The organism is Caulobacter sp. BP25 (genome assembly GCF_002737755.1).
Lineage (GTDB): Bacteria > Pseudomonadota > Alphaproteobacteria > Caulobacterales > Caulobacteraceae > Caulobacter.
Map to the genome: position 1 here is coordinate 55064 of NZ_PEGH01000018.1, position 13876 is coordinate 68939.

Annotated in this window: 12 protein-coding genes; 7 read left to right on the forward strand and 5 right to left on the reverse strand. The window is 66.6% G+C overall.

Annotated features, from left to right (window positions below):
- Positions 1 to 64 precede the first annotated feature (64 nt).
- Positions 65 to 2035: a methyl-accepting chemotaxis protein gene (locus tag CSW59_RS14080; protein ID WP_099444639.1), complete on the forward strand. Its 1971-nt coding sequence runs from the start codon at positions 65 to 67 to the stop codon at positions 2033 to 2035.
- Positions 2036 to 2208: 173 nt separating this feature from the next.
- On the opposite strand, the gene CSW59_RS14085 is transcribed toward CSW59_RS14080, so the two are convergent.
- The gene (locus tag CSW59_RS14085) at positions 2209 to 3396 is read right to left on the reverse strand and encodes an acetyl-CoA C-acyltransferase (protein ID WP_099444640.1); all 1188 of its coding nucleotides are present in this window, start codon (positions 3394 to 3396) and stop codon (positions 2209 to 2211) included.
- A gap of 266 nt (positions 3397 to 3662) precedes the next feature.
- Here CSW59_RS14085 and CSW59_RS14090 point away from each other — a divergent pair, with 266 nt between their 5' ends.
- Complete coding sequence (locus CSW59_RS14090) at positions 3663 to 6053, forward strand: TonB-dependent receptor (RefSeq protein WP_099444641.1); 2391 nt, start codon at positions 3663 to 3665, stop codon at positions 6051 to 6053.
- 42 nt (positions 6054 to 6095) lie between these two features.
- On the opposite strand, the gene CSW59_RS14095 is transcribed toward CSW59_RS14090, so the two are convergent.
- The 4 genes from CSW59_RS14095 to CSW59_RS14110 form a co-directional block, all read right to left on the reverse strand.
- Positions 6096 to 6797 carry a TPM domain-containing protein gene (locus CSW59_RS14095; protein ID WP_201722811.1) on the reverse strand — a complete coding sequence of 234 codons (702 nt, stop codon included), beginning with the start codon at positions 6795 to 6797 and terminating at the stop codon, positions 6096 to 6098.
- A 1-nt stretch (position 6798) separates the two neighbouring features.
- A complete protein-coding gene (locus CSW59_RS14100; protein ID WP_099444643.1) occupies positions 6799 to 7617 on the reverse strand; it encodes a YgcG family protein in 819 nt (272 codons plus the stop codon).
- A gap of 85 nt (positions 7618 to 7702) precedes the next feature.
- Complete coding sequence (locus CSW59_RS14105; RefSeq protein ID WP_099444644.1) at positions 7703 to 8338, reverse strand: LemA family protein; 636 nt, start codon at positions 8336 to 8338, stop codon at positions 7703 to 7705.
- Between the two features lie 223 nt (positions 8339 to 8561).
- Positions 8562 to 9854 (reverse strand): acyl-CoA dehydrogenase family protein, encoded by a 1293-nt coding sequence (locus tag CSW59_RS14110; RefSeq protein ID WP_099445252.1) that lies wholly within the window; start codon positions 9852 to 9854, stop codon positions 8562 to 8564.
- A 329-nt stretch (positions 9855 to 10183) separates the two neighbouring features.
- On the opposite strand from CSW59_RS14110, the gene CSW59_RS14115 reads away from it, so the two are divergent.
- The 5 genes from CSW59_RS14115 (at position 10184) to CSW59_RS14135 (ending at position 13871) form a co-directional block, all read left to right on the forward strand.
- The gene (locus CSW59_RS14115) at positions 10184 to 10519 is read left to right on the forward strand and encodes a hypothetical protein (RefSeq protein ID WP_099444645.1); all 336 of its coding nucleotides are present in this window, start codon (positions 10184 to 10186) and stop codon (positions 10517 to 10519) included.
- A gap of 155 nt (positions 10520 to 10674) precedes the next feature.
- Positions 10675 to 10914: a hypothetical protein gene (locus tag CSW59_RS14120; protein WP_099444646.1), complete on the forward strand. Its 240-nt coding sequence runs from the start codon at positions 10675 to 10677 to the stop codon at positions 10912 to 10914.
- 179 nt (positions 10915 to 11093) lie between these two features.
- Entirely contained in the window at positions 11094 to 11648 is a 555-nt protein-coding gene (locus CSW59_RS14125) for a F0F1 ATP synthase subunit delta (RefSeq protein WP_099444647.1), read from the forward strand.
- 49 nt (positions 11649 to 11697) lie between these two features.
- A complete protein-coding gene (gene atpA / locus CSW59_RS14130) occupies positions 11698 to 13230 on the forward strand; it encodes a F0F1 ATP synthase subunit alpha (RefSeq protein WP_099444648.1) in 1533 nt (510 codons plus the stop codon).
- An 11-nt stretch (positions 13231 to 13241) separates the two neighbouring features.
- Complete coding sequence (locus CSW59_RS14135; protein ID WP_099444649.1) at positions 13242 to 13871, forward strand: pseudaminic acid biosynthesis-associated methylase; 630 nt, start codon at positions 13242 to 13244, stop codon at positions 13869 to 13871.
- Positions 13872 to 13876 lie beyond the last annotated feature (5 nt).

Genomic DNA, 13876 nt, shown 5'->3' on the forward strand with positions numbered 1-13876 from the left:
GCGGTCATCTCAGACGTCTAGGCTCTTCGAACGGCCGTCGTTCTATGGACGAGGAGTTCGCGCGGTGTCTTTCGGCAACCTGAAAATCCCCCAGAAACTGATGGTGGTTTTCGCCGTCATGTTGGCGACGATCATGGCGATGGGCGCCGCCCTGTACGTCAACAAGGTCAATCTGGGTCAGTCGGTTGAGCGGACCGAACGAGCCTACGAGATGCTGCGCGCGGCCGATACGGCGGCGTTCCGCCTGACGCGCCAGGAGAACTCGCTGCGGGGCTTCCTGCTTTCCGGCGACCCCTACTACGTCAAGCGTCTGGAAGAAGCCCACAAGCCGAAGTTCCTCAAGGCGCTGGACGACATCAAGACCCTGGCCGACGGCGACACTGACGACCTGGGCCGTGTCAACGCCGTCGAGACCGCCTACGCGAACTACCGCAAGCTGGCCATCGAGCCGGGCGAGCAACTCGGCGCCGATCCGGCCACCCGCGCCCAGGCGATCGAGCTGGTCCGTAACGATGGCGTGGCCGATCAGGCCGTCGGTCCGGTCGAGGACGCGATCGAAGCGATCGTCAAGCATGCCGAGGAAGAGCTGGCCGCCGAAGCCGCCGCTCAGAAAAAGGCGATGCTGCAATGGACCCTCGTTCTGGCCGTAGGCATCCTGATCGCCGCCGGCATCGCCGTCGGTGGCGGGTTGCTATTGACCGGCGCCATCGCCCGTCCCGTCGCGGCGATGACCAGCGCCATGCGTCGCCTGGCCGCCGGCGATAACAGCGTCCAGGTTCCGGCCATGGGCCGCAAGGACGAGATCGGCGACATGGCTTCGGCCGTGGTCTACTTCAAGGACGCGGCCATCGAGAAGATCCGCATCGAGCAGGCCGCCGCCGATGAGCGTCAAGCCGCCGAAGGCGAACGCGCCGCCAACGAAGCCGAGAAGGCCGCCGCCGCCCGCGAAGACGCCGCCGCGATCACCGCGCTGAACGAGGCCCTCGACCACATGGCCTCGGGCGACCTGACCCACCGGATCGTGGCGCCGTTCGCGCCGAAGACCGAGAGCCTGAAGGTCAATTTCAACGCCGCCGCCGACCGCATGCAGGACGCCATCAAGGCGATCGGCAACGCCACTAGCGGCGTCAATCGGGGAACGGACGAGATCGCCGACGCCTCGGACAACCTGTCGCGTCGCACCGAGCAGCAGGCCGCCAGCCTGGAAGAGACCGCCGCCGCGCTGGACGAGATCACCGCCACCGTGCGCAAGACCGCCTCGGGCGCCAAGGAGGCCTCGCAAGTGGTCGCCACCGCGCGCACCGACGCCGAGCGTTCGGGCTCGATCGTCAGTCAGGCGGTCTCGGCCATGAGCGAGATCGAAACCTCGTCCACCCAGATCAGCCAGATCATCGGTGTGATCGACGAGATCGCGTTCCAGACCAACCTTCTGGCCCTGAACGCCGGCGTCGAAGCCGCCCGGGCGGGCGAGGCGGGCCGGGGCTTCGCGGTCGTCGCCCAGGAAGTGCGGGCTCTCGCCCAGCGCTCGGCCGACGCCGCCAAGGAGATCAAGACCTTGATCTCGACCTCCACCCAGCAGGTCGGGGCGGGCGTGGACTTGGTCGGACAGACCGGCGAGGCGCTGCAGCGTATCGTCGATCAGGTCGCCACCATCGACGCCCTGGTCACTGAGATCGCCGCCTCCGCCGCCGAACAGGCCACCGGCCTGAACGAGGTCAACACCGCCGTGAATCAGATGGACCAGGTCGTTCAGCAGAACGCCGCCATGGTCGAGGAAGCCACGGCCGCGACCCACTCGCTGAAGAGCGAAGCCCGCTCGCTGAGCGAGATGGTCGGCCGGTTCCGCGTCGCTCAAGGCGCCGCCATGGCCGCTCCAGCCTCGGCGTCGGCTCCGGCTCCATCCTTGGCCCCCGCGCCGAGAGCCTCGGCGCCGGCGCCCTCCGCGCCCCGACCCGCTCCGAGGCCCGCAGCGCGGCCGGGGCGGAGCTCGGGATCGGCGGCGGTGGCCGTCTCCGAGGATTGGGAAGAGTTCTAAGCTCTAGGTCTGTTAAGATCATGATGGGCTCCCCGGGCGACCGGGGAGCCCGTTTTCGTATTGGACGCCTTCTAGATCAGAAGATCTCGAACAGGCCGGCGGCGCCCCCCGAGATCGCGTGAGCGATCTCGGCTCTTTTGGCTGATGGGCGCCGTCCTCCGTCCTGATCGAAATCAGAAGATCTCGAACAGGCCGGCGGCGCCCATCCCGCCGCCGATGCACATGGTCACCACGCCCAGCTTGGCCTTGCGGCGCTTGCCTTCCAGCAGCAGGTGGCCAGCGCAGCGCGCGCCGGTCATGCCGAACGGGTGGCCGATGGCGATCGAGCCGCCGTTGACGTTGTACTTCTCCGGGTCGATGCCCAGGCGGTCGCGGCTGTAGAGGCATTGGCTGGCGAAGGCCTCGTTCAGCTCCCACAGGTCGATGTCGCCGACCTTCAGGCCGTGGCGTTCCAAGAGGCGCGGCACGGCGAAGACCGGACCAATGCCCATCTCGTCCGGCTCGCAGCCGGCGATGGCGAAGCCTCGGAAGGCGCCCAGGGGTTCGAGGCCGCGGCGGAGGGCTTCCTTGGCCTCCATCACCACCACGGCGGCCGCGCCGTCAGACAATTGGCTAGCGTTGCCAGCGGTGACGAAATTGCCCTCGCCCATGACCGGCTTCAGGCTGGCCAGGCCCTCCAGCGTGGTTTCGGGGCGGTTGCACTCGTCCCTGTTGACCACGTAGTCGACCAGGCTTTCTTCCTTGGTCTCCTTGTTGACCACCTTCATCTTGGTGGCCATCGGCACGATCTCGTCGGCGAACAGACCGGCGGCCTGGGCGGCGGCGATGCGCTGCTGGCTGCGCAGCGAATATTCGTCCTGATACTCGCGGCTGATGTTGTAGCGCTTGGCCACGATATCGGCGGTGTCGATCATCGCCATCCAGAGGGCCGGATGAGTGCCCATCAGCTTCTCTTCGGTGATGTGGAAGCGGTTCATGTGACCGCCGCCCTGCACCAGCGAGATCGACTCCACGCCGCCGCCGATGGCGACGGCGGCGCCGTCGTTGCGGACGTAGTTGGCGGCCGTGGCGATCGCTTGCAGGCCCGAGGAGCAGAAGCGATTGACGGTCTGGCCCGAGGTGGTCACCGGCAGGCCGGCCCACATGGCCGCGTTGCGGGCGACGTTCATGCCGGTGGCGCCTTCGGGGCCGCCGCAGCCCAGGACCACGTCCTCGACCTCGGCGCCGTCCAGCTTGGCCCGCTTGACCGCGTGCTGGATGGCGTGGCCGGCCATGGCCGCGCCGTGGGTGTTGTTGAAGCCGCCGCGGTTGGACTTAGCCAGGCCCGTGCGGGCGTAAGAGACGATGACCGCTTCGCGCATGAGGGCGCTCTCCCCGTTAAAACATTAGTTTGAATTGCCGCCACCCTAGACCGGCTTTTCGCGACGGGAAAGGTCACGCGCGCGTAAACGGAAATCCGGCCCATTTTTCATACGCCATATTCGAACTCGGCTCAGTGTTGTGTCTAAAACACTGATTTTCCCCACCTTCTTTTCGCGTTGACTTTCAGCGATTCCAGGATGAACGCTGGAGTTGCGTCGCGGGCTCGACCTCGCGGCCGCCAAAATAAAGGGTTGGGAGGAAAATCATGATCATTGCCACATCGCGCCGCCGCGCGCGCCGCGTCCTGCTGAGCGGGGCCGCGCTGTCCTCGCTTCTGCTCGCCCCCGCCCTGGCGGCGGCGCAGCAGGCGGACCAGACCGCTGTCGAGGAAGTCATCGTCACCGCGACCAAGCGGGACGCGACGATCCAGGACATCCCGTTCTCGATCAACGCCCAGACGGAGAAGGACATCCAGCGCTCGGGCGCCGTCACGCTGGAGGACCTGTCGCGCAATGTCGCTGGCTTGACGATCCAGAATCTCGGCCCAGGCCAAAGCCAGGTGTCGGTGCGCGGCGTCTCGGCCGGCCAGGTCGTCCGCGACCAGCCGGGGGTGAAGGAGCAGGTCGGGGTCTATCTCGACGAGTCGGTGATCTCGCTGTCGCTCTTCACGCCCGACGTCGACCTCTTCGACCTGAACCGAGTCGAGACCCTGCGCGGACCGCAGGGCACGCTGTTCGGCTCGGGCTCGGTGGGCGGCACGATCCGCTACATCACCAACCAGCCCAAGCTGGACGTTAACGAGGGCGTCTTCGAGGCCAACGCCAACCTGACGGGCGGCGACGCCTTCGGCGGCCATGTGAAGGGCGCCGTCAACATGCCGGTCTCCGACAAGGTCGCCGTCCGCGCCGTGGGCTATCTGACCCGCTATGGCGGCTTCATCGACGCGCGGAAGGAAGGCGGCAAGGTCGAGAAAAACGTCAATGACGGCACGCGTCGCGGCGGACGGCTTGCCGTGCTGATCCAGCCCAACGAGATGTTCAGCCTGACCCCGCGCTTGGTCTACCAAGAGATCCGCGCCCACGGTTTCAACCGCCAGGAGGTCTTCAATCTCTTCGCCAACAACAACACGACGACGCGGCCGAAGATCCAGCTGGGCGAGCGCGAGCAGTATCTGCTGCTGGACGAGAGCTTCGCCGACGACACCCTGCTGGCGGACCTGACGGCCAATCTGGCCTTCGACGGCGCGACCCTGACCTCGGTGATCAGCTACATCAATCGCGACATCACGGTGAACCGCGACGCCAGCGCCCTGACCGGCAGCGTCTCGGTGGATCTGGGCTTCCCGTCGGCGGCCGTGACGCTGCCCTCCAAGCTGGTCGACACCACCGACCTTGAGCAGTTCACCCAGGAGCTACGCCTGGCCTCGACGGGCGACGGTCCGCTGCAATGGGTGGTCGGCGGCTTCTATTCGAAGGTCGACCGCGTCTACAATCAGCGCCTGCCGACCACCGGCTACGACGCCTACACCGACGCGGTGCTCGGCGCGGGGACCTCGGCCGCTGTCGCCAACGGCTTCGAGCGCAACTCGCCCTACAACGCCTACCTGCCCTACGACATTAAGCAGAAGGCCCTGTTCGGCGAGGTCAACTACACGCTGGGCAAGCTGACCGCGACGGCGGGCGGTCGCTACTATGACTTCAGCGAGACGCGGCAGTTCAAGTCCGGCGGCCTGTTCGCCAACGGCGACAACCGCACCGACAAGACCTCGTCCGATGGCTTCACCCCCCGCTTCCTGCTGAGCTACGAGGCCAGCGACACCGTCACCTTCAACGCCCAGGCCTCGAAAGGCTTCCGCTTGGGCGGCGTCAACGATCCGCTGAACATTCCGCTGTGCTCGGCCCAGGATGCGGCCATCTTTGGCGGCTACCAGAACTATGACGACGAGACGCTGTGGAACTACGAGGGCGGCGTGAAGTCGCGCTTTGGCGGAATCCGCTTCAACGGCGCGGTCTTCTACACCGACATCAAGAACCTGCAGACGACCCTGGACGCCGGCTCCTGCAGCTCGCGCGTGGTGTTCAACGTGCCCAAGGCCCACACCAAGGGGATCGAGGGCGAGCTGACGGCGCGGCTGGCCAATGGCCTCGATATCGGCCTGTCGGGCAGCCTGCTGGAAGCCCAGTTCGACTCGACCGTGAAGGACGGGACGGGCGCGGTGATCGGCGGCATCCGCGAGGGTAATCGCCTGCCGTCGGTGCCGAAGTTCCAGATCTCGTTCGACCTCACCTACAGCCGCGAGGTGTTTGACGGCGCCAACGGCTATCTGAAGGCTTCTGTTCAGCACGTCGGCAGCCGCTTCACCCAGGCCAGCGACCAGGAGAACAACCCGCGCTCGTTCGTCTCGAACCTGGCGTTCGGCGGGGCCACAGGACTCGTGCCCACGGTCGTCGACCTGCAGCTGCCCAGCTACGAGATCGTCAATCTCAGCGCGGGGGTCGAGATGAAGGACGGCGTCGACATCACCGTCTACGTCAACAACCTGTTCGACGAGAACGCCCTGCTGTCCTTCGACCGCGAACGTGGCGGACGGGCGCGCCTGGGCTACTCCGTGGGCCAGCCCCGCATCGCTGGGGTGACCGTCCGCAAGACGTTCTAGGGCGCCAAGACGCGAGGTCTCCCCCGCCCAGGGCGGGGGAGATCACCGCTTGGGCAGGATGGTCAGGCCGTTGGCGAGCTCGTCGCGGTTGTCGGGGCGCGGCGGCACATGCTCGGCCAGGATGGCGCCGGCGCGGCGCACGGCGGCCACGAAGCCGTCGGCGATCGCGTCGCGCTTCATGCCCTCCACCAGGTCGGCGACCACATCGTCCCACACCGTGTTCGCGGCGGCGGCGTAGATGCCCTCGTCGGCGATCACTTCTACGCGATGCTCGGCCAGGGCGGCGAAGATCAACACGCCGGTGCGGTCGCGGGTGACGTGCAGGCCTCGGCTCAGGAACTGCTCCATGGCGGCCTTTTTGACCCGGGCGGCCTTCAGCGCGCCCGGGGTCAGGGCGCGACGAACCGACGGGATCGAGACGATCAGGGCGGCGAGCACGAACACCACGGCCTGCAGCGCGATATAGGTCGACAGGGCTGACAGGATCGCGCCGTCCATTGCTGCGGCGTGGCCGACGCTCCAGCCGCCGAACAGACGGGTCAGCATCTCGGGCCGGAAGCCGGCGAACAGCGCCGCGGCCGGCAGGACCAAGGCGGTCGCGGCGGCCCAGACCAGTGGCGTCTCGCGATAGTCCGACACCTCTGGCGCCAGGACGCAGAAGATCTCGCCGGCGGTGGTCTTTTCGGCCTCGGCCACGGCTTGCGCGATGCGGTCGAGGTCTTCTGGGGTCATTTGAGTAGGCATCTCACCAGCTCCCCGAACTGCCGCCGCCGCCGAACGATCCGCCGCCGCCGGAGAAGCCGCCGCCACCTCCGCCGCCCCAGCCGCCACCGCCGCGGCGGCTGTCGCTGAGGGCGCTGAGGATGATCCACGGCAGGGCCGAGCCCAGGCCGCCGCGCCGTCCGCCTCGGAACAGGCTGGAGAACACGACGATCAGGAACAGGATCACGAAGATCGCCGCGATCGGCGAGGCCTGGGCCTTATGGCGTTCGGGCTGGCTGGCCTCGGCGACGCGAGCCTTGGCCTGGTCGGCGGGCAGGCTGAGCTGCTCGATCAGGGCGTCGGTCCCCGCGACGACCCCGTCCGCCAGATCGCCGTCCCGAAACTTGGGCAGGATCACGCTCTGGATGATGACGCTGGACAGGGCGTCGGTCAGGACGGGCTCCAGCCCATAGCCGACCTCGATCCGCACCTTCCGCTCGGTGGGCGCGACCAGCAGGATGACGCCGGTGTTTTTGCCCTTCTCGCCGATGCCCCAGGTTCGGCCTAGCTGGTAGCCGTAGTCCTCGATCGGGTAGCCCTGGAGGCTGGGCACAGTCGCGACGACGAGCTGGCGGCCTGTGGTCGCTTCGAGGTCCTCCAGCTTGGCCGAGAGGTCGCGCTCGGCGTCCGGCGACAGCACCTGGGCCTGGTCGACCACCCGGCCAGTCAGGGCCGGAAAGGTCGGGGCGGCGAGGGCGGGCAGGGCGAGCGCCATGGCCACGAGCGCCAGCACCAGCATCCTCACCCGTGAAACGGGGGAGGTGGCGCGGCGCGGATGCGCGCCGTGACGGAGGGGGCGCATCCGGCGGCCGGACGCCCCCGCCACCGCTTCGCGGTCCCCCTCCCCCGTTTCACGGGGGAGGATGAGAGCGATCAGGTTCACGACCCTACTGCACCTTCGGCGGCGCGGCCGTCGGCGGGCTGGAGAAGTCCACCGTCGGCGCGCTCTGGGCCGAGGCCGAGGCCTGGAACAACTGGGCCGGCTTCTGGCCGCTATAGACCGTCTTGGCCCACAGGATGCTGGGGAAGGTGCGCAGGGTCGTGTTGTAGGTCTGGGCGGCCTGGTTGTAGTCGCGGCGTGCGATGGTGATGCGGTTCTCGGTGCCTTCCAGCTGGCTCTGCAGGGCCAGGAAGTTCTGGTTCGACTTCAGGTCCGGATAGCGCTCCTGGATCACCATCAGGCGGCCCAGCACGCCCGACAGCTGGTCCTGGGCGGCGGCGAACTTCTGGAACTGGGCCGGGTCGGTGATGGTCGAGGTGTCGACCTTGACCTGGGTGGCGCTGGCGCGAGCCTGGGTGACGGCGGTCAGCACGTCCCTTTCCTGGGCGGCGTAGCCCTTCACCGTGGCGACCAGGTTCGGCACCAGGTCGGCGCGGCGCTGGTATTGGTTCTGCACCTCGGCCCAGGCGGCCTTGGTCGCTTCGTCCTGGGTGGGGATGGTGTTGATCCCGCAGCCGGCCAGCGCAGCCGGGATAGCGACGATCAGCGCCACGCGCGCGGTGTTACGGACGAGACGGTTCATTCAATCCTCCAGCGGTCCGCTTTGGCGACGGACGGTCGATCGAAAGCCAAACGGGCAGGACCCTAACGCGCGAATACGACACGCGGACATGACCGTTCGCGTACCCTTGTTAGATAGCGCGTGGTTTGATCGGCGTCAGGAGGCGCGGAATTAAACCTTGTCCATATCGGCGCGACGGCGGCAGCCGAAAGTGTGAGCGGTTTCGGCGCCCGCCGCCCGCCAACTATTGGAATGCCTGCTTGCGGGGCCCGATGTAGCCGAACAGCCAGGCGGCGACCTTGCGCATCTGGATCTCCTCGGCCCCCTCCGTGATCCGGTAGCGGCGGTGATGACGATAGATGTGCTCGAACGCCTTGTGGCGGGAATAGCCGATGCCGCCGTGGATCTGCATCGCCCGGTCAGCCGCCTCGCAGCAAAGCCGGTTGGCCCAGTAGTTACACATCGAGACCTTATCCGAGAGGCGCTTTTCGACCTCCGGCTTGGTCATCTGATCCATGTCCCAGGCGGTCTTGCGGATCAGCAGGCGCAACATCTCGACCTGGGTGGAGAGCTCGACGATCGGGAACTGGATGGCCTGGTTTTCGGCGAGAGCCTTGCCGAACGGCTTGCGGGCGCGCGCGTACTTGATGCTCTCTTCTATGCAGTAGGTCGCCGCGCCCAGGCTGGAGGCCGCCTGGCGGATGCGGTTCTCGTGCACGAAGTGCTGGGCCAGCGCCAGGCCGCCGCCCTCCGGACCGAACATGGCGCTGTCGGGAACCCAGACGTCGGTGAAGCTGACGCGCGGGTGGTCGGTCGGCATGTTGAAGGTCCAGAGGTACTCCTCGATCTTCACACCCGGCGCGTGGGCCGGGACAAGGAAGGCGGTGATGCCGCGGGCGTCTCCGTCCTGGCCGCTGGTGCGGACGAAGAGGCAACAGTGGGTGGCCGCGTGCATGCCGGTGGTCCACATCTTCTCGCCGTCGATCCGCCAGCCAGCCTCTCCATGGCGCTCCTCGCGGACGGCGCGGGTCTCCATATGGGTGGCGTCCGAGCCGTGGTCGGGCTCGGTGAGGCCAAAGGTTGGGCGGAAGGCGCCGCGATCCAGCATGTCCTCGATCAGGTGCTGCTGGTCGGGGCGGCCGAAGTCGCGGATCATCAGCACGAACGGATTGTTGCCGACGATCGAGTGCTCGTTCTGCAGGTCGTTGAAGAGGCCAAGGCCCTTGGCCGCCAGATGCTCGCGGATCACGGCCATGCCCAGGTTCGTGCCGTCCTGGCCGCCGTACGCCTTTGGCAGGGCGTAGCGATAGTGACCCGCCTGGTCTGCCAGCTTGCGGGCCCTGCCCAGCAGTTCCTCCCACTCGTGGCGGGGCAGGCCGCCGGCGTCCCAGTCGGTGCGGGCCCATTCGCGGCGGTGGTCGAAGAAGCGCTGGTTGTCGTCGCGCGCCTGCAGCGGCGCGATCTCCTTCTCGATGAAGGCGTCCAGCTCCGCCAGATAGGCGGTCAGCTCCGGCGGCAGTCGGAAGTCCATGGCCAAGCCTCCCAAGCCCATTTCTGTCGTTGGGAAGAAGAGTACGCTTGTTGCGGGGCGGGCCAATCTTGCCCCGACGGAACGGTGGGGCCTGGCCGTTTCCGCGCGCTTCTGGTCGACGCCGCCCGAAACCTGCGTTTTCCACCGATGTCTAGGCGCGACCGAAAATCCGCTTGCGCTATTTATAATCACTGATATCTAAGCGATGCTTAGTTCGGGCCCGAAGCACCGGTGGGGATACCGGCGCTTGTCATCCCCCGGCTCCGAGCGGCCAGTACGCGTTCCGCCGATCAACGATCTGACCGCAACTCCCCAAACGCCGGAGGGCTTTTCCGATGAAGCTCCGCACCCTGGCGGCTTTCGCCGCCGTCTCCGTCTCCATGTTGGCCGGTTCGGCTCTCGCCGACGGCCGCATCGCCGTCACTCTGGACGCGCCGGTCGCCGCCAAGACCAAGGTGGTCGCCGGCGGCGCGGTGTTCGTCTGCGAGGGCTCCGAATGCGTTTCGGCCCAAGCGCCGTCTCGCGCCCTGACCGCCGTCGCCTGCAAGGCGCTGGCCAAGGAAGTGGGTCGCGTCTCGACCTTCGGCGGCGAGAGCCGCTCCCTGGACGCCGACGACCTGATCCGCTGCAACGCCTCGGCCAAGGGCGCCGCCCTGGCCTCGGCCAAGTAAAGAGCGCGCCTGGCGTTCTTGATCGCCTACCCAGACGCTTTGGGCCGTTCGTTTCTCCGGCCCGTCTGGCTGTTTCCTCGAGCATTCGCCTTAATGGGGCGGCGGGGCTTTCCGCCGCCTCTTTTTCTTTACGGTTCCCAGATTGAGTTGAGCCCATGGACACCAGTCTCTCCGCCCAGTTGGAAGCCGCCCTGCGCGAAGTCGCGGGCGAGGGCGCGGCTCTGACGTCGTTGACCATCGACTTCGCCGCCGGCCTTGAAGAGGCCGCATTGCAGCCCAAGGCTTGGATTGAACGGGCGACCCGCAGCCTTGTCTTTGCCCAGGGTGAGCTAAGGCGCCCTAACGGCAGCCTGGCGGCTTCAGCCTCGGCTGTATTCCGCCGCGCCGGCGACTGATCGCGCCCGCTTGGTTGCGACTGCGAAAAGCCCGTGTTATCAGGCGCGCGGCTTCGGATGGGGCGGCGCGGCAGCGCCGACCGTCCATGTGCTTTTTTCAAGCGCGCTCAAGCCTTTAAGCCGTGATAAGAGCTAAACTTCTTGTCGGCGGCCATTGCAACGCACCGGGCGGATACCAAGTGGCGGACGAAACCAAGGCGACGGATGCGGGTCAGCGTTACGCGCAGTCCCTATTCGAATTGACGATCGAGAGCGGCTCCCTGACCCAGGTCGAGGCCGATCTGAAGAGCCTGAAGGCCATGGCGGCCGATAGCGCAGACCTGCGCCGCCTGATCGAATCGCCGGCCTTTTCCGCCGAGGAAAAGGGCAAGGGCCTGACCGCCGTCGCCAAGAAGGCCGGCTTCCAGCCGCTGACCATCAAGTTCCTGGGTCTCGTCGCCGCCAACGGCCGCGCCCGTGACCTGCTGGGCGCCATTTCGGCCTTCGCCGAGTTGTCTGCCAAGCATCGCGGCGTGGTGACGGCGGAAGTCGTCTCGGCCGCTCCGCTGTCGGCCGCCCAGCTGAAGGGCGTGCAGACGGCCCTCGTCCAGGCCCTGGGCAAGACCCCTGAAGTTTCCACGCGCGTCGATCCGTCCCTGCTGGGCGGTCTGAAGGTTCGCGTCGGTTCGCGTCTCTTCGACGCTTCGCTCCGTTCGAAGCTCGATTCCCTGAAATTCGCCCTGAAGCGCGCCTGAGCGTATAAGCGCGCCTAAAAAGATTAGATCGCAGAGAGCCCTGAAGACCATGGACATCCGCGCCGCCGAAATCTCGGCCATCCTCAAGTCGCAGATCGCCAACTTCGGCGAAGAGGCCGCCGTCTCGGACGTCGGCCAGGTGCTGTCCGTCGGTGACGGCATCGCCCGCATCTACGGCCTGGACAACGTCCAAGCCGGTGAAATGCTGGAGTTCCCGAAGGCCGGCGTGAAGGGCATGGCCCTGAACCTCGAGCGCGACAACGTCGGCGCCGTGATCTTCGGCCAGGACCAGGAAATCAAGGAAGGCGACGAAGTCCGTCGCCTCGGCGAGATCGTGGACGTGCCGGTCGGCCGTGGCCTGCTGGGCCGCGTCGTCAACCCGCTGGGCGAGCCGATCGACGGCAAGGGCCCGATCCAATACACCGAGCGTCGCCGCGTCGACGTGAAGGCCCCGGGCATCATCCCGCGCAAGTCGGTGCACGAGCCCGTGCAGACCGGCCTGAAGTCGATCGACACCCTGATCCCGGTCGGCCGCGGCCAGCGCGAGCTGATCATCGGTGACCGTCAGACCGGCAAGACCGCCGTCGCCATCGACACCATCCTGAACCAGAAGGCCGTGAACGCCGGCAAGGACGAGAGCGCCAAGCTCTACTGCGTCTATGTCGCCATCGGCCAGAAGCGCTCGACCGTCGCCCAGATCGTCAAGACCCTGGAAGAGCACGGCGCGCTTGAGTACACGATCGTCGTCGTCGCCTCGGCCTCGGAGCCGGCCCCGCTGCAGTACCTGGCCCCGTTCTCGGGCTGCGCCATGGGCGAGTGGTTCCGCGACAACGGCCTGCACGGCCTGATCATCTATGACGATCTGTCCAAGCAAGCCGTCGCCTACCGTCAGATGTCGCTGCTGCTGCGCCGCCCGCCGGGCCGCGAAGCCTATCCGGGCGACGTGTTCTACCTGCACTCGCGCCTGCTGGAACGCGCCGCCAAGCTGAACGAAGACAACGGTTCTGGCTCGCTGACGGCTCTGCCGATCATCGAAACCCAGGCCAACGACGTGTCGGCCTACATCCCGACCAACGTGATCTCGATCACCGACGGCCAGATCTTCCTGGAAACCGACCTGTTCTACCAAGGCATCCGTCCGGCCGTGAACGTCGGCATCTCGGTGTCGCGCGTCGGCTCGTCGGCCCAGATCAAGGCGATGAAGCAAGTCGCCGGCCCGATTAAGGGCGAACTGGCCCAGTACCGTGAAATGGCCGCCTTCGCGAAGTTCGGCTCGGACCTGGACGCCTCGACCCAGAAGATGCTGGCGCGCGGCGAACGCCTGACCGAGCTGCTGAAGCAGCCGCAATACGCCCCGCAGGCGGTGGAAGAGCAGGTCTGCGTGATCTACGCTGGCACGCGCGGCTACCTGGACAAGATCCCGACCTCGGCCGTCCGTCGGTTCGAGGCCGAGCTCCTGGCCCGCCTGCACAGCCAGCACAAGGATCTGCTGGACGGCATCCGCACCAAGAAGGCGCTCGACAAGGATCTGGAAGCGACGCTGAAGAGCGCGCTCGACAGCTTCTCGTCGACCTTCGCATAAGGACCTGAAGCGTGGCAGACGCGCCCAAAACCTTGGAGGCCTGGTCCGGCGAGTTCGGCGACCGCTATACCGAGCGGAACGCCGTGACCGCCGAGGCCGTACGTGGTCGCGCCAAGGTCTGGGGGCAGGTGCTTCCGCGTCTGGTCGGCGATCCGCCGAAGAGCATTCTGGAAGTCGGCCCGAACGTCGGGCTGAACCTCCGGGGCATGCAGGCGATCACCGATGCGGAACTGTGGGGCATCGAGCCAAATGGCACGGCCCGCAAGCAGATCCTCGAGGACGGCGTCCTGCCGCCCGAGCGTCTGTTTGAGGGTTTCGGTCACACCATCCCGCTCGCGGATGGCGCGGTCGATATGGCCTTCACCTCGGGCGTTCTGATCCACGTGGATCCGACCCAGCTCGAGGCCACGATGCGCGAGATTCATCGCGTGTCGGCCAAGTACGTGCTGTGCGCTGAGTATTTTTCGCCACGGGCAGAAACGATTACGTACCGAGGCGAGCAGGATCTTCTGTTCAAGAACGATTTCGGCTCGCTCTATTTGGATCTATTTCCAGATCTGGTGTTGGTTGATTACGGATTCTTCTGGAGAAGGACGACCGTGATGGACGACACCACCTGGTGGCTGTTTAGGAAGGTCTGATAGGC

Excerpts from the sequence above, each read along its gene's own strand:
- CSW59_RS14085 (WP_099444640.1), bottom strand. The coding sequence starts at position 3,396 with ATGCGCGAAGCGGTCATCGTCTCTTACGCCCGCACGGGCCTGGCTAAG.
- CSW59_RS14090 (WP_099444641.1), top strand. The coding sequence starts at position 3,663 with ATGATCATTGCCACATCGCGCCGCCGCGCGCGCCGCGTCCTGCTGAGC.
- CSW59_RS14095 (WP_201722811.1), bottom strand. The coding sequence starts at position 6,797 with ATGCCTACTCAAATGACCCCAGAAGACCTCGACCGCATCGCGCAAGCC.
- CSW59_RS14100 (WP_099444643.1), bottom strand. The coding sequence starts at position 7,617 with ATGCGCCCCCTCCGTCACGGCGCGCATCCGCGCCGCGCCACCTCCCCC.
- CSW59_RS14105 (WP_099444644.1), bottom strand. The coding sequence starts at position 8,338 with ATGAACCGTCTCGTCCGTAACACCGCGCGCGTGGCGCTGATCGTCGCT.
- CSW59_RS14115 (WP_099444645.1), top strand. The coding sequence starts at position 10,184 with ATGAAGCTCCGCACCCTGGCGGCTTTCGCCGCCGTCTCCGTCTCCATG.
- CSW59_RS14120 (WP_099444646.1), top strand. The coding sequence starts at position 10,675 with ATGGACACCAGTCTCTCCGCCCAGTTGGAAGCCGCCCTGCGCGAAGTC.
- atpA (WP_099444648.1), top strand. The coding sequence starts at position 11,698 with ATGGACATCCGCGCCGCCGAAATCTCGGCCATCCTCAAGTCGCAGATC.